Here is a 16,628-nt window from a genome sequence, read left to right on the forward strand (position 1 = left end):
GATCCAGAGTTCCATCAACAGGCGCAACGTCACCGTCGCACCTCGAAGATGAGGTTGAAGGGAGTCTGCGCGGCGCACCGGAAATGCGTGAACCCGGCCTTGCGGAACACCTCCTGCAACCGCGCCGGGCCCGCTTGCGCGCCCAGCACCAGGTGGCCTCCTTCGCTGATCGCGTGGGCGCAGCAGATCATGGTGGAAGCCGAGTAGTACAGCTGGCCCACCGTGCCCTGGTTGTCCTCGACCCGGTCGTTCGCGAACGGCTCGACCAGCAGCACGGTGCCACCGGGTGCGAGCGTGTGGGCCGCATGGCGGGCGGCGGCGACGGGATCGCCCAGGTCGTGCAGCACGTCGAAGTAGCAGATCAGGCCGTACTGGCGATCGGGGTAGTCCGTGGCGCGCGCGAGCTCGAAGCGCACTCGCTCGCCCACGCCGGCCTGCTGCGCCAGCTTCCGAGCCTCGAGGATCGAAGAGGTGTGCGTGTCGAAGCCGTGGAAGCGGGAAGCGGGAAAGGCCTTCGCCATCAGCAGCGTGGAGTGGCCGTGGCCGCAGCCCACGTCGGCGACGTCGATGCCGCTTTGGAGCTGCTGCACCACGCCGTCGAGGGCGGGCAGCCACTCCTGCACCAGGCTCGCGCGGTAGCCGTTGCGATAGAAGGCCGCGACGCCGCAGGACATGCGTGCGTCGTGCTCGTCCCAGGCGACGCCCTCGCCGGTGCGGAAGGCGTGCAGCGCCTTGGGCTCGTCGAACCACATCGACGCGGGCACGTTCCAGGCGTTCGGGATGTAGAACGGGCTGTCCTCGTCGGCCAGCACCTGGGCCTGCGCGGGCGAGAGCTCGTACGTCCCGCTCACCGCGTGGTAGCCGACGTAGCCGCAGGCGACCTGCGAATTGAGCCATTCGCGCACGTAGCGCTCGGCGCAGCTCGCACGCTGCGCGATCTCGCGCGCGCTCAGCGGACCGGCGGCCGCCATCGCCTTGTACAGGCCGAGCTTGCTGCCCAGGCTGACCATCACGCCGGTGTAGCCGGCGGCGATGTCGTTGATGGTGCGCATCGCGAAGGCCATCAGTGCGTCTTCGCCGGTGGCGGTGGAAGCGGAGGAGGTGGTGGAGGCGTCCATGGAGCGGTCTTCGAGGTGGGTTGCGATGGACTCGATGATTCCGGCCGCGGCCCGCTGCCGACAGGGGCGGAATCGCCCGGGACCGGGCTTTTCGTGCCATGCCGGTCGCACTCGCTCGGCGCTATCCTTTTCGGCCCGAAAGCCATGAGCACAACCGCACCGCCCGCGACTTCCGGCTCGCTGCACGTGAGCCTGCTCGCGCTGCCCGAAGCGTCGGTCTCCACGCTGGCCGGCATCTTCGACGTACTGCACGGCCCCAGCTTGCTGGGCATCGGTGCGAAGGACGCGCCGCCCTTCCGCGTCGAGGTGGTCGGCGAGGCGAAAGGGCCGATGACGCTGGCGAGCGGCGTGCCGTTCGAGGTGCGCCGCAGCGTGGATGAGCTGGCGGTGACCGACATCGTCATCGTGCCTTCGGTGGTGCTGCCGCCCCAAGGCTGGCGCAAGGGCCGCTACCCGCGCCTGGTGGACTGGCTGCGCCGCATGCACGAGGGCGGCGCGATGCTGTGCTCCGCGTGCTCGGGCATCTTCCTGCTGGCGGAGACGGGCCTCTTCGACGGCAAGGATGCGACGGTGCACTTCTGGTACGCCCGGGACTTCCAGGCGCTCTATCCGCAAGTGCCCATCCATCCGGACCGCGTGCTCGTGATCTCGGGCCGCCGCGAGGAGCTGGTGTGCTCCGGCGCGTCGACCACCTGGCACGACCTGGTGCTCTACCTCATGGCCCGGCACGCGGGCGCCACCGTGGCGCAGGAGGTCGCGCGCATGTTCGCGCTGCAGTGGCACCAGGACGGCTTGGCGCCCTTCATCGTGTTCGAGGGGCACACCGACCACGGCGACGGCGAGATCCAGAGCGCGCAGCAATGGCTGGCCAGGCACTTCTCCGTCGCGAACCCGGTCGACGAGATGATCAAGCGCTCCAGGCTCGCGGAGCGCACGTTCAAGCGGCGCTTCACCGCGGCCACCGGCCTTTCGCCCATCGCCTACGTGCAGCGGTTGCGCATCGAGGACGCCAAGCGGCGGCTGGAGCGCACGGAAGCGCCGGTGGACGAGATCAGCTGGCGCGTGGGGTACGAGGACCCCGCGTTCTTCCGCCGGCTGTTCCGGCGCACCACCGGCATGGCCCCCGGCGCGTACCGCAAGCGGTTTCGCATCCCGGAGTTCGCGCGCGGCTGAATGCGCGGTCCATCGAAGCCATCAACGCGCAGCTGAACAGGCGCTTCGCTGCTGAACAGCACCGCTGTCGCGCTCGAAAGAATGCCGGGATAACCCTTTCCCGAGCCCCAAAGGCTGAGCCAGCCGCGTATCGTGGAATTACTTCACGGCCTGGAGGACACCATGGCTCCCGAGACGCTGCTCGTGCATCAACTTCCACCGGAGTTTCACGGCGAGGCGCTGCGCCGGGTCGAAACCTTGCGGGCGCTGGTCGCCGAAGGCGAACGCCTGGCGCGCGACGAGGCGCAGATCTGCGGGCCGAAGCTGCGCGCTGCGGCGCGCTGGCGCTGGGCGTCGCTGGCGCTGCTCGGGCTGGCACTGGCGGCGTTCCTGCAGGACTTCTTCATCGAAGCGAACGGACTCGCTTTCGTGTTCCTGGTGATCGGGCTCGGCGGTCATCTCATCGCCGAGCAACGGCAGGACGAGCTGCTCGCCGCCCGCGAGCGCCTGTTCGACGCCGAGAAGCAGGCGCTCTCGCTGCAGTGGACCGGGCTGGGCATCACGGAGCCGGCGCTCGATTCGCTGCCGGCCTTCGTGCCCGAAGTTCGATCGGCCTATGGCTGGAGCGAGCCTGAAGCCGCGCGCGGCGGCATGACGGTGCACGCCTTCATCGAGAGGGCCGAGGCCCGCGTTCTCGAAGACCTGCGAAGCACGGCCTGACGGCTGTCGCGCGGCTTCAGCGCCGGCGCAGCACCAGTTCCCAGGCAACCTTGGGCTGGGCGTACCGCGCGATTGTCCGCTCCTCGCACGAGACCCGGTCCCATGCGGCGGGCGCGAACAGCCGCTCGAGGTCCGCGCGTTCGAAGAAGCGTTTCTCCTCGCTGAAGTCGCCGTGGACGCGGCGCAGGCCGGGTTCGATCTCGTCGCCTTCGTTCGCGCCGTGGTTCACGTCGCGCACGGAGTTGAGGCGGCATAGCAGCAGGCCGCCGGGACGCAGGCAGCGGCGCACTTCGGACACGGCGCGCTCCGTCGTGGCCCAATCGAAGTAGTGGAGGCACAGGCTGGCGATGACGACGCCGAATGCCGCATCCGCGAAGGGCTGCGGCGTGCGCAGGTCGTGCCGCACGAGTTGCGCGCGCGACGCGGCGATCGCGCAGGACCTGAGCGCATCGAACGCGATGTCGGTGGCGACCACGTCGAAGCCCTGCTCCAGCAGCCAGGCCGTGTCCCCGCCGGTGTCGCACCCGAGCTCGAGCACCGCGCGTCCATCCGCCGCCGCTCGCAGCTGCGGCAGCCAGCGCTGCATCCAGCGGTCCTGCCCGGCGCTCATCGCGCGGCCCCTCCCGCCGGCAGCGGCAGCGCGGTCTTGTAGCGCACCTGCTTGAGCGCGAAGGAGGAGCGGATCTTCTCGATGCCCGGGATCGGCGTGAGCTGGTTGAGGATGAAGCGCTCCAGCGCCGCGATGTCGGCGACGGCCACGCGAATCAGGTAATCGCTGTCGCCCGTCATCAGGTAGCACTCCATCACCTCGTCGTGCTCGGCGATGCGGCGCTCGAACTCGGCCAGCGATTCGCGCGATTGCTCCTTGAGGCTGATGTTGATGAAGACGTTCAGGCCCAGGCCCACGGCCTTCGGGTCAGCGAGCGCAACGTACTGGCGGATCACGCCGGCGGCTTCCAGGGCCTTCACGCGGGCCAGGCAGGGCGAGGGCGACAGGTGGACCCGGCGCGCGAGCTCCACGTTGGTCAGCGAGCCGTCCTGCTGCAGCTGGGCGAGGATCCGCAGGTCGACGGCGTCGAGTTGCATCTTCTGCTTCTCCTAGCGGGGTTGCGCGGCATTTTATGCCGCGAGACTCAGCCGGGAAAGCCACTTCGACACCCCATTCGGCCGCGCACGGCCTACAGTGGTCCGCATGACCGACCAGAGCATCACCCGCTTCCTGCTCACCCCGGGCGCCGACGTCGACCCCGGCGAAACCGCCGAATGGCGCGAGGCGTTCGCCGCGCTGGTGGCGAGCGAAGGGCCCGAGCGCGCCCGTTTCATCCTCGACCAGCTGGCCACGATGGCGCGCGCGCCGCAGGTGGGCTGGTCGCCCGAGCTGGTCACGCCCTACGTCAACACGATCCCGGTCGAGCAGCAGCCGGCCTTTCCCGGGGACCTGGCGATCGAGGAGCGGCTGGCCTCGCTGATGCGCTGGAACGCGTTGGCGATGGTGGCGCGCGCCAACATGGCCTATGGCGAGCTGGGCGGGCACATCGCCAGCTATGCGAGCGCGGCCGACCTGTTCGAAGTCGGCTTCAACCACTTCTTCCGCGCGAGGAACGAGCAGCACGGCGGTGACCTGGTGTTCTTCCAGCCGCACAGCGCGCCGGGGGTCTACGCGCGGGCGTTCCTCGAAGGTCGCCTGTCCGAGAACGACCTCGCGCACTACCGCCAGGAGATCACGGCACCGCAGCGCGACGCGCGCGGGCTCTCCAGCTATCCGCATCCGTGGCTGATGCCCGATTTCTGGCAGTTCCCGACCGGCTCGATGGGCATCGGGCCGATCAGCTCGATCTACCACGCGCGCTTCATGCGCTACCTCACGCACCGCGGGCTGCTCGACTGCGACGGCCGCAAGGTGTGGGGCGTGTTCGGCGACGGCGAGATGGACGAGCCCGAGAGCATGAGCGCGCTGACGCTGGCTTCGCGCGAGAAGCTGGACAACCTGGTGTGGGTGGTCAATTGCAACCTGCAGCGGCTGGACGGTCCGGTGCGCGGCAACGGCCGCATCGTCGACGAACTGGAGAAGCTGTTCCGCGGCGCCGGCTGGCACGTCATCAAGCTGCTGTGGGGCAGCGACTGGGACGGCCTCTTCGCACGCGATGTCACCGGCGCGCTGGTGCGCGCGTTCGCCCACACGGTCGACGGCCAGATGCAGACCTTCGCGGCCAAGGACGGCCGCTTCAACCGCGACAACTTCTTCGGCCAGGACCAGGAGCTCGCGCGGCTCGCGCAGGGCATGACCGACGAGCAGATCGACCGCCTGAAGCGCGGCGGCCACGACCTGGTGAAGATCCACGCAGCCTACGACGCGGCGGCACGGCACAACAGCGGCCAGCCGGTCGTGATCCTGGCCCACACCAAGAAGGGCTATGGCATGGGCAGCGCTGGGCAGGGGAAGATGACCACGCACAGCCAGAAGAAGCTCGACGAGGCGGCGCTGCTGGAATTCCGCAACCGGTTCAACCTGCCGCTGTCGGATCAGCAGGCGACCAGCCTGGCGTTCTTCAAACCGGCCGACGACAGCGCCGAGATGCGCTACCTGCACGAGCGACGCCAGGCACTCGGCGGCTATCTGCCGCGGCGTGAGTCGCAGGCGCCCGAGCTGCCGGTGCCGGCGCTGGAGACCTACGCGCAGTTCGCGGTGAACGCCGGCGGCAAGGAGATGTCGACCACGATGGCGTTCGTGCGGCTGCTGGGCAATCTGCTGAAGGACCGCGAGCTCGGGCCGCGCATCGTGCCGATCGTCGCCGACGAGGCGCGCACCTTCGGCATGGCCAACCTGTTCAAGCAGGTGGGCATCTATTCCAGCGTGGGGCAGAAATACGAGCCGGAGGACATCGGCTCGGTGCTGTCCTACCGCGAAGCGCTCGATGGCCAGATCCTGGAAGAGGGCATCAGCGAGGCCGGCGCCATCGCCAGCTGGACGGCCGCGGCCACCAGCTACAGCGTGCACGGCGTGCCGATGCTGCCGTTCTACATCTACTACTCGATGTTCGGTTTCCAGCGCGTGGGCGATGCGATCTGGGCCGCCGCCGACCAGCGCGCGCGCGGCTTCCTGCTGGGCGCGACCTCGGGCCGCACGACGCTGGGCGGTGAAGGGCTGCAGCACCAGGACGGTAGCAGCCACCTGGTAGCCGCCACGATTCCCAATTGCAAGGCCTGGGACCCCGCCTTCGCGGGCGAGATGGCGCTCATCCTGGACCACGGCATGCGCGAGATGCTCATCGACCGGCAGGACGTCTTCTACTACCTGACGCTGATGAACGAGAACTACGCCCAGCCCGACCTGCCGGCCGAGGCGCGCGAGGGCGTGGTGCGCGGCGGCTACCGCTTCGCGGCGTTTGGAAAGGGCAAGCCCAAGGCCACGCTGCTCGGCTCCGGCGCGATCCTCACCGAGGTGCTCAAGGCCGCGCGGCAACTCGCCGACGAAGGCATCGCCTGCGAGGTGTTCAGCATCACGAGCTGGAGCGAGCTGTCGCGCGACGGCCTGCATTGCGAGCAGCGGGCGATGCGCGGCGAGGAGCACACGACACCGTGGCTGCATCGCATGCTGGGCGAGGGCAAGGCACCGATCGTTGCGGCCACCGACTACGTGCGAGCCGTGCCGGAATCGATCCGCGCGTACCTGCCGGCCGGCCGCCGCTACCTCGCGCTCGGCACCGACGGCTTCGGCCGCAGCGACACGCGCGCGGCGTTGCGCGCCTTCTTCGGGGTGGATGCCGCGCACATCGCGGCCGCGGTGCGGCACTGCCTCCACTAACATCGGGCCCATGAGCCTGAAATCCCGCTTCTGGGCCGACCTCACCACGCGAGACTTCGCGCAGCTGCAGGCGGGCGGCGCCATCGAGCAGGTGGTGGCGGTGCTGCCGGTCGCGGCGATCGAGCAGCATGGCCCGCACCTGCCCTTGGGCGTGGACGCGACGCTGGTCGACGGAATCGTGCAAGCCGGCCTGCCGCACCTGCCGGCGGACCTGCCGGTGCTGTTCCTGCCGACGCAGCAGGTGGGCAAGAGCAACGAGCACATCCGCTTTCCGGGCACGCTCACGCTCTCGGCCGAGACCATCATCCGGCTGTGGACCGACATCGGCGAATCCGTCGCGCGCGCCGGGGTGCGCAAGCTGGTGCTCTTCAACTCGCACGGCGGCCAGGTGAGCGTGATGGACATCGTCGCGCGCGAGCTGCGCACCCGCTGCGAGCTGATGGTGTTCTCGGTCAACTGGTTCCACCTGCCGCTGGGCGATGCGGTCGACCTGTTGTTCTCGCGCGAGGAGCACCGCTTCGGCATCCATGCCGGCGACATCGAGACGTCGATGATGCTGGCGCTGCGGCCGCAGCTCGTGGACATGGCGCACGCGCGCGACTTCAAGTCCAGCTCGCAGGAGCGGGCGGAGAAGTTTCCGATCCTGGGCAACGGCAGCAGCGCCAAGCTGGGCTGGCAGATGCAGGACTACAACCCGCTGGGCGCGGCCGGCAATGCCACGCTGGCCACCGCGGACAAGGGCCGCGCGGTCGTCGAAGCCGCCGGTCGCCAGCTCGCGCTGCTGCTGCAGGAGGTCGCCCAGGTGCCGCTGTCCACCCTTGTGCCGCGGCCGGAATTCCCCCGCTGAGCGGCGCTCCCGGCCCGCAGCTCGGCCGCTGAGCGCGACCGTCATTCACGTCCTACGACCGCTTGCGAGAGCGCCGATGGCTTTCGCGCGGGGCAAGCCTAGATTGGGCATGCCGGCATCGAGCCGGCGAACTCCAGGAGTGACCCCATGGCAACCGTAGCAGACGTCATGACCCGCAACCCGCGGACCATGAGCCCCCAGGACACGCTGGCCGACGCGGCCAAGGTGATGGATGAACTCAATGTCGGCGTGGTGCCGGTGTGCGAAGGCGATCGCCTGTGCGGCGTGGTGACCGACCGCGACATCGTGGTGCGCGGCCTCGCGCGCGACGCCGATCCGAAGACCTGCAAGCTGACGGACGTGATGAGCGGCCACGTGCGCACCGCGCGCCAGGACGACGACGTGGACGAAGTGCTCAGCGAGATGGCCAACGCGCAGATCCGGCGCATGCCGGTGGTGGACGGCCAGGACAAGCTGGTGGGCATCCTGTCCATCGGCGACATTGCGGCCAAGAGCCCCGAGGACGAGGAAGACGTGGCGATGTCGCTGGGCGACATCTCCTCGCCGGCCGAGCCCGATCGGCAGCAGGCGTCGCAGGAGCAGGGTTCGCAGAAGCAAGGCTCCAAGGGAAGCAAGCAGCAGAAGCAGACCTGACGGCTGAGCCGCCGCCGGCGCCGCACGACGCTCCTCGTCGGCGGCGCCTGAGCCCGACCGCGATCGCGCACGAAAAAGGCCGCCCCGGGGCGGCCTTTCCCTTGGTGCCGTTTCGCACGGCGGGCGGGCGCGTTCACGCCATCGACGTTACTGCGTCGAAGCCTTCTTGCGGTTCGCGCTGCGGGCCTGGCCGCCCTTGCGACCGGCTTCACGGGCTTCCTCGGACGTGAATTCGTGGGCCGTGCCCTTCTCGTGGGCGGCCTTGCCGCCCTCGCTGGCGATCTGGCGCTGGCGCTCGGGGTCCATGGAAGCAAAGCCTCGGTTCGACTTGCCGCCCGTGTTGCCTTGATTGTTCGATGCCATCTGGTACTCCTGAAAAAGCTTGGGGTGTGATGCATGGGGGCGAAGCGCCCACCATGGACGGGATTGGGCGTGCAAAGAAGAGACCCTCTCGTCAGGTCCTTGTGGCGAGCGCTGTAGGACTTGGCCTTGCTGGGTTACATCCCGACAAAGCCTGTATCGGCTGCTAGCGTTTTGGGAGCACGAGCGGTTGCAGCCGATGCAGCAGCGGGTGCGCTTCCGCAGGCACGGAACGCACCGCGTGAGGGTCCTCGAGCAGGCTGTCGAGGAGGCGCGCGACCTGCGACTGCGAGGGTTGGACCGGGCCGAAGAAGCATGCCCGCCCGTCGTGCGCGACCAGCAGCGTCGGAAACGTTTCGATGTCGACGTCACCGAGCGCGTCGGCTTCGTCCTCGACATCGACCCAGGCCAGGCTCGCCTCGGGGAACACATGGCCGAGCGCCTCGAACACTTCGTCCCATTCGCGGCAGACGCCGCACCATGCGGCGCACAGGCAGATGACCTGCCAGGTGGGAACGGGCGGGGAGGACGGCGCGCTGGTCATCCGGGCCAGTCTATCAACCGGTCCGTGCGCGGCGCGTCAGAGGTGCTTGTAGAAGAACGTGGTCGAGCACGGCGGACCGTCGGGCATCAGCGCGTAGTCGGGCACGTCGCCCACGCGCTGCCAGCCGCAGCGTTGATAGAGCCGCCATGCATCGCCGCCGGTGACGGCGTCGAGCACCAGCACGCGGCGGCCTTCGCGCACGGCCTCGCGTTCCGCCGCTTCCAGAAGCCGCTGCGCGACGCCGCGGCCGCGCACGCTGCGGTGCACCTGCATCTTGACCAAGTCCGCGCGGTGCGGCTGGTTCTCCGGCAGGTCGAGGATGAGCTGCACGGTGCCGACGATGCGGCCGTCCGCGCGCTGCGCGACCAGCAGCACGCGATCGCCGCGCTGCACGGCGTCCGCCACGCGGCGCCAGAAAGCGAGCGCCGTTTCGCGGGCGATCGGCAGCATGAAACCGATGGAGGCGCCGCCTTCGACGCAATCGACCAGCACATCGGCGAGCCCTTCGATGCAGGCGTGCGCTTCGTGCGGCGCCACACGGCGCACCGGGATGTCGTCCATGCGGAACCTCCTTGCGCGGCCAGTATGGCTCAGGCGTAGGTGATCCAGCCGCGCAGGTCGGGCGCGTCCAGGTGCGGCAGGCAGTTGAAGCTGACCAGCATGTGGCGCTTGGGCGTGAAGGCGAACTCGGTGACCGCGGTGTTGCGGATGCGCAGGTTCAGCTCGATCGTCGTTTCGGGGCTGGTGCCCAGCACGTGCCCGACCGCGGTGGAGATCGGCCCGCCGCTGGTGACGATGAGGACCTTCTGTCCGTAGTGGTTGGCGCGCACGTGGTCGAGCGCACCGGCCACGCCGGCGACGAAGTCCTGGTACGACGGCATGCCGCGCGGGCTCACCGTGCCCGACATCCATTGCGCGAGGCCGTCGCGCAGCAGGCGGAAGTGGTGGCGGTACATCTCGGGCGTGTCGGGCTTGCGCAGCGGCTCGGGATGGACGGCGGCGATCACGGCCTCGCTGTCGTATTCGTTCAGGCCTTCCCAGGCGAGGTGGTCGCCCGCCTTGTTCATGCCTTGCAGGATGCCGGCCAGCGTCTGCTTGTGGCGACGCAGCGTGCCCGCGATGAGGCCATCGAAGTGCAGCCCCTGGTGGGCGAAGTACTCGCCCAGGCGCACGCTCTGGCGATGGCCGAGTTCGCTGAGCTGGTCGTAGTCGTCCGCGCCGAAGGAGGCCTGGCCGTGCCGAACGAGGTACAGGGTTCCCATGCAGCCGATTCTGGCAACTTGCGAAGCCGCCGCGAGGTCCCGTGCGCGACTGGCGTGTCACGGGCGGTCACCTACGCGATCTCGCGATGCGTTCCTGCACAGCGCTGCAGCTCGTCAGGCAGAGCATCGGGCCGTTGTCGCAACAAGGAGATCGACGATGGCGCGCTATGGCAAGAAGTCCCAGGAGAAGGTCGAAGAGGCGATGCACGAATTCAAGCGCGGGGAGCTCAAGAGCAGCACCGGGCAGAAGGTGAAGAACCCGAAGCAGGCCATCGCCATCGGCCTTTCGGAAGCGCGCAGCGAAGGCGGGAAGGTGCCGCCGGCGAAGAAGGCGGCGGGGAAGAAGACTACGGCGAAGAAGACGGCCGCGAAGAAGGCGCCCGCGAAGAAGGCGGCCGCGAAGAAGACGAGCGCCAAGACGACGGCGAAGAAGTCGGCCGCCCGCAAGACGACCGGCACGAAGGCCGCCGCAAAGAAGACGACCGCAAAGAAGACGACCGCAAAGAAGGCGAGCGCGAAGACCACCGCCCGCAAGTCCGCGGCGGGCAAGTCCACGACGCGGAAGACGACTGCAAGGAAGACCAGCGCGCGAAAAAACGCTGCGAAGAAGTCGTCTTAGGGCCTCGTCGTCCCCGCGGAGGCGGGAATCCAGTGCTTCCGTCTTCGCAAAAGGGAAGCACTGGATTCCCGCTACGCGGGAATGACGATTCCGGGCGGGGGACTCAGGCGGCGGCCGTCTGGTACGGGGAGGGCTGGGCGCCGGCCGGGGAGCCGCTGGTCGAGGCACCCGCGATCCGGCCCCGGATGTGGTTGCGCGCCAGCAGCTCGGCGCTGGCCAGCGCAGCGTCGGGGGTGTCGAACAGGCCGCCACCGCAGAGGTGGGCGCAGCAGCCGGGGTCTTCGCACAACGCGGCCAGCCAGAAGCTTCCCGGGCGGGTACAGCACACCTTGGCGAAACCCAGGTAGCGGCCGCTGCCGGCGCCGATTTCGTTGGCGGAACTGGCGACGTAGTAGCCGTCGAACGGCCCGGTGACACGATCCATCTTCTGCTCTCCCGGCGCCCCTTGGCGCATTGGTGGACGGCCACTCTAGGTCGGCAGCACCGACCGGCGGTGTAGGACGGCGCCGACGCGTGTCGGCCCCGGGCGCAGGGAGGTGGAAAAACCGTGCTAAATGCCTCGGGACTCCAGGCGCAACTGGCCCCGCGGTGTGAGCAAAGTCGCGCAAACACTGGCCGGCCCGCCGTCCTCGACGTGGAGGCCGTCCAGGCCGATCGCGTCCAGCGCCCGGCGAAGCTGCACGGCCTGCGGGTGCGCCAGGGCCAGCGAGCGCAGCGTCACGCCGGCGTCGGCCAGGGTCGCCGCCGGATGCACCTCGCCCCATTCGATCAGCATGGGCAGGCAGCCATCGAACTGCCGCTGGCCATCGGGGCGGATCGTGCTCTGCCACTTCAGCAGCCCGCGCGGGGTCATCCGCGAAGCCTCGACCACCTCGCCGCAGTCGATGCCCAGCCGGGCGAGCGCGGCCACCGCCGCCTTCACGTCGGGGACTCGCGCGACCCAGTGCGCCAGCCTCGGGCCGTGGTCGCGGATCGTGGACTGCACCCGCGGCTCGTCCATGTCGAACCAGCGGCGGCGACCCGCCTGCGGGCCCGGCGCCGCCGGGTTGCGCGCGATGACTTCGAAATAGGCGAGCGGGTGGTCGACGCTGGCCAGCCGCAGCAGCCGGTTGTGCGTGCCCATCAGGGGATGCTCGCCGCCGGGGCCGGGAGCCACGCCGAGCGTGCTCTCGCACCAGGCCGCGCCCTGCTCGAGCGTGTCTGCCAGCACCACGAGGTGGTCGATGCGCGCCAGGCCGCTCATAGCCGCACCTGGCCGTCGATGCAGGTGACCGACTCGCCGCCGATCCAGATGTCGCCTTTGGCATCGCGCTCGACGTGCACGCGGCCGGCCCGGCCGAGCGCGGTGCCCTGGGCCGCGATGTAGCGCTGCGGCGCAAGGCCCGCCCCGATGAGCCACTGCGCGAGCGCGGCGTTGAGGCTGCCGGTGACGGGGTCCTCCGTCATGCCGTTGTTGCCCGGAAAGAAGGCGCGCACTTCGAACGCGCAGTCCGTGCCGGGGCCGTGAGGCCCCACCACGCCGACGAACAGGCCGGCCAGCACGCCGGCGTCGGGCCGCAGCGCCAGCACCTGCGCAGCGCTGCGCAGCATCACGCCGCGCCAGTTGGGCCCGTTGTCGCACCACGCGTGCGCCAGGATGTCGCCGCGTGAAAGCCCGAGCCCACGCGCGACGAGCGCCACGTCGTCTTCCGCCAGCGGCCCGCTCTTGCGCAGCGGCGGGGCGGCGAAGGCGAGCTGGGCGCCGTCGCGGCGGATCTTCACCAGGCCGACGCCGCACTCCTGCACGACGTGTTCGGCCTTGGGCCGTCCGCCGGCCGCGAGCCAGGCGTGACAGCTGCCCAGGGTCGGGTGGCCGGCGAACGGGAGTTCGCGGCCGGGGCAGAAGATGCGCAGTTGGTAATCGGCCTGCGCGTTCTGCGGCGGCAGCACGAACGTCGCCTCCGAGAGGTTCGTCCAGTCGGTGAAGGCCTGCATCTGCTCGGTGGTGAGGCCGGCGCCGTCCAGCACCACCGCAACCGGGTTGCCGAGATAGGACGTGGCGGTGAAGACGTCGACTTGCTGGAAGGCGCGAAGGGTCATCGTGTCGCTCCGGTCAGGACAGGGGAAGGTCGAGCACGCCGCGCGCGGCGGGCAGCGAGCGCACATGGTCGTACCAGGAATCGAGGCGGGGTCGTGAGCGCCAGGCGAGCGGCAGGCCGCGCCAGCGGTGGACCTCGCAGGCGATCGGGATGTCGCCGATGGTGAACACGTCGCCGGCCATGAAGCGGCGCGCGTGCAGCTGCGCTTCGAGCAGGTCCCACAGCGGCTCGGTGGCGGCGACCGAAGCATCGATCACGTCCTGCCGCCGCTGCGGCGCGGGCGTGCGCACCAGCTGCACGAAGGCGTTGCGGCCGGCCGGGTTGAGCGTGGTCTGCTGCCAATCCATCCAGCGCTCGGCATCGAAGCGGCCGCGCAGGTCCTGCGGATACTGTGCGCTGTCGCCGTAGCGTGCCGCGAGGTAGCGCACGATGACGTTCGATTCCCAGAGTTCGAAGCCGTCGTCGTCGAGCAGCGGCACGAGTGCATTCGGGTTGCGCGCCAGGTAATCGGGCGTGCGCACGACGCCGAACTCGCCGCCGGCGTCGGTGCGCTCGAACGGCAGCTCCAGCAACTGCAGCGTGAACACCACCTTGCGCACGTTGATGGAGGACAGCCGTCCCCACAGGCGGATCATGGACGCGCGCCCATCGCGCGGATCGCGTCGGCAAGCGCCGCGATGCCGGTGTCGATCTGCTCGACTGTCGCGGTGACGAACGACAGCCGCAGCGTGCGCAAGGCTTGCGCATCGGCGCCCTCGCCCGCGTAGAAGGCGGCGCCGGGTACGAAGGCCACGTTGGCCTGCACGGCGCGCGGCAGCAGGTCGAGCGCGCTCAGGCCGCGCGGCAGGCGCACCCACAGGAACATGCCGCCCTGCGGCGCGTTCCACTGCACGTCCAGGCCTTTCATCTCGCGCTCGAGCGCGGCCAGCATCGCGTCGCGCTGCGAGCGGTAGAGCGCGCGGATGCGCGGCAGGTGCCGCTCGAGGAAATCGCCTTCGAGCACCCGGGCCGCCATGCGCTGGTTGAAGCTAGGGCTGTGCAGGTCGGCGGCCTGCTTGGCCTGCAGCAGCTTGGGATAGAGCGCGGGCGGCGCGACCAGGAAGCCCAGTCGCAGGCCGGGCGCGAGCACCTTGGAGAAGGAGCCCAGGTAGATGCAGCCTGCGGGGTTGCGCGCGGACATCGGCGCGGGTGGCGGCTGGTCGAACCAGAGCTCGCCGTAGGGGTTGTCTTCGACGATCGGCAGGTGCAGGCGCGTCGCGAGTTCGGCGACGGCCGCGCGCCGCGACTCGCTCATGGTGCGGCCGGTGGGGTTCTGGAAATTCGGCAGCAGGTAGAGGAAGCGCGCGCCCGCGGCCTTCGCCTGGAGGTCGTCGGGCAGCACGCCTTCGTCGTCGCTTCGCACGCCCACCGCATCCGGCTCCATCGGCGCGAAGGCCTGCAGGGCGCCGAGGTAGGTCGGCGTCTCGACCAGCACACGCGAGCCCGGGTCGAGCAACACCTTGGCCACGAGGTCCAGCCCTTGCTGCGAGCCGGTGGTGATGAGCACCTGCGACGGATCGACGGGCCAGGGCAGCGAAGCGGCGACCTTTTCGCGCAGCGGGGCGAAGCCTTCACTCGCCGCGTACTGCAGCGCGGAGGGCCCCTCCTGTTCCAGCACGTGCGCGCAGGCGGCGGCGAACTCGGAGACGGGGAAGGTCTTCGGCGAGGGCAGGCCGCCGGCGAAGCTGATGATGCCCGGCCGCTCCGTGACCTTGAGGATCTCGCGGATCACCGAGGGGTTCATGCGCGCGGCGCGGCGCGCCAGGGTCCACGGGCTGGGCAGGTCGTTCGGTTTCATGCGGGCTCCTGGGAAGTCTGGGGACGGACGGGCATGCGCTTGCCGATGAAGACGGTGGCGATCACGGCCAGCGCGAAGGCGAGGGTGACGCCGTCCAGCGTCTCGCCCAGCAGCGGCACGGCGAACATCATGCTGAGGAAAGGCTGGACCAGCTGCACCTGGCTGACCCGCACGGTGCCGCCCAACGCGAGGCCGCGGTACCACGCGAAGAAGCCCAGCCACATCGAGAACACCGCGACGTAAGCGAAGGCCCACCACGCGGCTGGCGGCATCGGCGTCCGGGGCAGCGTGAACCACGCCAGCGGCAGCGTGAGCGGCAGCGCAATCACGAGCGCCCAGCAGATCACGTGCTCGGCCCGCATGCGCTGCGACAGCTGCGCGCCCCAGGCGTACCCGATCGCGGCGCAAACCATCCCGGCGAGCAGCAGAAGGTCGGCCGGATGGAGCGCGAGTCCGCCGCCCTTGAGCAGCGCGAAGGCCACCACCAGCGCGCTGCCGAGCGCCGCGCAGGTCCAGAACCCGGCGCTGGGTCGCTGCCTGTGCAGCCACGCGCCGACCGCGGCAGTCGCCAGCGGCAGCACGCCGACGATGACGCTGGCGTGCACTGCCTGCACGTTGCGCATCGCGATCGACGTGAGCAGCGGGAATCCGAACACCACGCCGGCGGACGTGATGGCCAGCGCGGGCCAGTCCTTGCGATCCGGCAGCGGCGCGCGGCTGGCGAGCAGGAACAGGGCGGAGAGCGCCGCGGCGACCACCGCGCGGCCGAGCGCGATGAACACGCCCGACATCTGCGGCGCATCGGGCGTTCCGACGGCGAGCCGCGTCATCGGCAGCGTGAGCGCGAAGATCGCCACGCCCAGCAAGCCGAGCCAGAGCCCGCGCACCTCCTGCGGCCTCATGCCAGCACCATCCACACGGCGGTGGCCAGCAGCACCAGGGCCAGCACGCGGTTGAACCAGAGCAGGCGCTTGCCGCGCGAGAGCCAGCCGCGCAGCAGCGAACCGGCCAGCGCGTAGAGGAAGTTGCTCGTGAACGCGAACAGCGGAACGACGAGGCAGATGATCGCGAGCCGCTCGCCGGGGTTGTCCGCGGGCTGTCCCGCGGCGTTGACCACCCAGCCCGCACTGAGCGTGAGCGCGAGCAGCCAGGCCTTGATGTTGACGAACTGCAGGCCGATGCCTTGCGCGAAGCCTACGTCCAGCCGCGACACATCGGCTTCGCCCAGGCGGCCGGAGCCGGACAGCTTCCATGCCATCCACACCAGGTAGGCGGCGCCCGCCCACTGGATCGCGATGCGCAGCGTGGGCACACCGGTGACGAGCGCGCCGACACCCAGCCCGCACGCGATCATCAACAGCACCCAGCCCAGGGGCACCGCGACGCAGAAGCGCAGCGTGCGGCGCAGGCCGTGGTTGGCCGCGATCGCCGTCGACAGCGTGGTGTTCGGCCCCGGCGAGAAGCTCATCGCCGTGCAGAACGCCAGCAGCGCCGTGAGTTCGGCGGCGCTCATCGCGGGGAGTGCGGTTGCCTGTGCATGCGGGCCACTGTAAGCTCGGCCCCAGTACACCACCAGTACAGTTGGGCGGATCAGATGGATTTCTGTATCGCTCCGCCGGCCAATACACGGGA

Annotated in this window: 20 protein-coding genes; 6 read left to right on the plus strand and 14 right to left on the minus strand. The window is 69.8% G+C overall.

Features of this window, described 5'->3' with window-relative positions; all coding sequences use genetic code 11:
• Nucleotides 1–29: 29 nt before the first annotated feature.
• Nucleotides 30–1,118: a class I SAM-dependent methyltransferase gene (locus tag EZ313_RS10805; RefSeq protein ID WP_135263157.1), complete on the minus strand. Its 1,089-nt coding sequence runs from the start codon at nt 1,116–1,118 to the stop codon at nt 30–32.
• Between the two features lie 144 nt (nt 1,119–1,262).
• Between EZ313_RS10805 and EZ313_RS10810 the strand changes: the two genes are divergently transcribed.
• Both EZ313_RS10810 and EZ313_RS10815 read left to right on the plus strand, forming a co-directional pair.
• Nucleotides 1,263–2,291: a GlxA family transcriptional regulator gene (locus tag EZ313_RS10810; protein WP_135263158.1), complete on the plus strand. Its 1,029-nt coding sequence runs from the start codon at nt 1,263–1,265 to the stop codon at nt 2,289–2,291.
• A 162-nt stretch (nt 2,292–2,453) separates the two neighbouring features.
• On the plus strand, nt 2,454–2,990 hold the full coding sequence (locus EZ313_RS10815; RefSeq protein ID WP_135263159.1) for a hypothetical protein: 537 nt from the start codon (nt 2,454–2,456) through the stop codon (nt 2,988–2,990).
• A gap of 16 nt (nt 2,991–3,006) precedes the next feature.
• Here EZ313_RS10815 and EZ313_RS10820 read toward each other — a convergent pair whose 3' ends face one another.
• Nucleotides 3,007–3,600: a class I SAM-dependent methyltransferase gene (locus EZ313_RS10820; RefSeq protein WP_135263160.1), complete on the minus strand. Its 594-nt coding sequence runs from the start codon at nt 3,598–3,600 to the stop codon at nt 3,007–3,009.
• Nucleotides 3,597–4,076 (minus strand): Lrp/AsnC family transcriptional regulator, encoded by a 480-nt coding sequence (locus EZ313_RS10825; protein ID WP_135263161.1) that lies wholly within the window; start codon nt 4,074–4,076, stop codon nt 3,597–3,599. The genes EZ313_RS10820 and EZ313_RS10825 overlap by 4 nt, the downstream gene beginning before the upstream one ends.
• A gap of 106 nt (nt 4,077–4,182) precedes the next feature.
• Between EZ313_RS10825 and mdeB the strand changes: the two genes are divergently transcribed.
• The 3 genes from mdeB (at nt 4,183) to EZ313_RS10840 (ending at nt 8,296) form a co-directional block, all read left to right on the plus strand.
• Entirely contained in the window at nt 4,183–6,795 is a 2,613-nt protein-coding gene (mdeB, locus tag EZ313_RS10830; protein WP_135263162.1) for an alpha-ketoglutarate dehydrogenase, read from the plus strand.
• A 10-nt stretch (nt 6,796–6,805) separates the two neighbouring features.
• A complete protein-coding gene (locus EZ313_RS10835; RefSeq protein ID WP_135263163.1) occupies nt 6,806–7,642 on the plus strand; it encodes a creatininase family protein in 837 nt (278 codons plus the stop codon).
• Between the two features lie 147 nt (nt 7,643–7,789).
• Nucleotides 7,790–8,296 carry a CBS domain-containing protein gene (locus EZ313_RS10840; RefSeq protein ID WP_135263164.1) on the plus strand — a complete coding sequence of 169 codons (507 nt, stop codon included), beginning with the start codon at nt 7,790–7,792 and terminating at the stop codon, nt 8,294–8,296.
• 147 nt (nt 8,297–8,443) lie between these two features.
• On the opposite strand, the gene EZ313_RS10845 is transcribed toward EZ313_RS10840, so the two are convergent.
• The 4 genes from EZ313_RS10845 to EZ313_RS10860 all read right to left on the minus strand — a co-directional run bounded on the left by EZ313_RS10845 (nt 8,444) and on the right by EZ313_RS10860 (nt 10,462).
• Complete coding sequence (locus tag EZ313_RS10845) at nt 8,444–8,659, minus strand: KGG domain-containing protein (protein WP_135263165.1); 216 nt, start codon at nt 8,657–8,659, stop codon at nt 8,444–8,446.
• A gap of 163 nt (nt 8,660–8,822) precedes the next feature.
• Entirely contained in the window at nt 8,823–9,200 is a 378-nt protein-coding gene (locus EZ313_RS10850) for a thioredoxin family protein (protein ID WP_135263166.1), read from the minus strand.
• 36 nt (nt 9,201–9,236) lie between these two features.
• On the minus strand, nt 9,237–9,761 hold the full coding sequence (locus EZ313_RS10855) for a GNAT family N-acetyltransferase (RefSeq protein WP_135263167.1): 525 nt from the start codon (nt 9,759–9,761) through the stop codon (nt 9,237–9,239).
• Nucleotides 9,762–9,790: 29 nt separating this feature from the next.
• Nucleotides 9,791–10,462 (minus strand): histidine phosphatase family protein, encoded by a 672-nt coding sequence (locus tag EZ313_RS10860; RefSeq protein ID WP_135263168.1) that lies wholly within the window; start codon nt 10,460–10,462, stop codon nt 9,791–9,793.
• On the opposite strand from EZ313_RS10860, the gene EZ313_RS10865 reads away from it, so the two are divergent.
• Complete coding sequence (locus EZ313_RS10865; protein ID WP_135263169.1) at nt 10,461–11,081, plus strand: DUF6496 domain-containing protein; 621 nt, start codon at nt 10,461–10,463, stop codon at nt 11,079–11,081. The genes EZ313_RS10860 and EZ313_RS10865 overlap by 2 nt on opposite strands.
• A 103-nt stretch (nt 11,082–11,184) precedes the next feature.
• Here EZ313_RS10865 and EZ313_RS10870 read toward each other — a convergent pair whose 3' ends face one another.
• The 7 genes from EZ313_RS10870 to EZ313_RS10900 form a co-directional block, all read right to left on the minus strand.
• On the minus strand, nt 11,185–11,505 hold the full coding sequence (locus EZ313_RS10870) for a hypothetical protein (protein ID WP_135263170.1): 321 nt from the start codon (nt 11,503–11,505) through the stop codon (nt 11,185–11,187).
• A gap of 126 nt (nt 11,506–11,631) precedes the next feature.
• Nucleotides 11,632–12,324, minus strand: coding sequence for a VOC family protein (locus tag EZ313_RS10875; RefSeq protein ID WP_135263171.1), 693 nt, complete (start codon nt 12,322–12,324; stop codon nt 11,632–11,634).
• Nucleotides 12,321–13,160: a PhzF family phenazine biosynthesis protein gene (locus EZ313_RS10880; protein ID WP_135263172.1), complete on the minus strand. Its 840-nt coding sequence runs from the start codon at nt 13,158–13,160 to the stop codon at nt 12,321–12,323. The genes EZ313_RS10875 and EZ313_RS10880 overlap by 4 nt, the downstream gene beginning before the upstream one ends.
• Before the next feature lie 13 nt (nt 13,161–13,173).
• Nucleotides 13,174–13,794: a glutathione S-transferase family protein gene (locus tag EZ313_RS10885; RefSeq protein ID WP_135263173.1), complete on the minus strand. Its 621-nt coding sequence runs from the start codon at nt 13,792–13,794 to the stop codon at nt 13,174–13,176.
• Nucleotides 13,791–14,996 (minus strand): aminotransferase-like domain-containing protein, encoded by a 1,206-nt coding sequence (locus EZ313_RS10890; protein WP_135263174.1) that lies wholly within the window; start codon nt 14,994–14,996, stop codon nt 13,791–13,793. Before EZ313_RS10890 ends, EZ313_RS10885 begins: the two co-directional genes overlap by 4 nt.
• Complete coding sequence (locus tag EZ313_RS10895; RefSeq protein ID WP_135263175.1) at nt 14,993–15,898, minus strand: DMT family transporter; 906 nt, start codon at nt 15,896–15,898, stop codon at nt 14,993–14,995. The genes EZ313_RS10890 and EZ313_RS10895 overlap by 4 nt, the downstream gene beginning before the upstream one ends.
• A complete protein-coding gene (locus EZ313_RS10900; RefSeq protein ID WP_135263176.1) occupies nt 15,895–16,509 on the minus strand; it encodes a LysE family translocator in 615 nt (204 codons plus the stop codon). Before EZ313_RS10900 ends, EZ313_RS10895 begins: the two co-directional genes overlap by 4 nt.
• Nucleotides 16,510–16,628: the final 119 nt, after the last annotated feature.

Origin of the sequence: Ramlibacter henchirensis (assembly GCF_004682015.1) — a bacterium.
Lineage (GTDB): Bacteria > Pseudomonadota > Gammaproteobacteria > Burkholderiales > Burkholderiaceae_C > Ramlibacter > Ramlibacter henchirensis.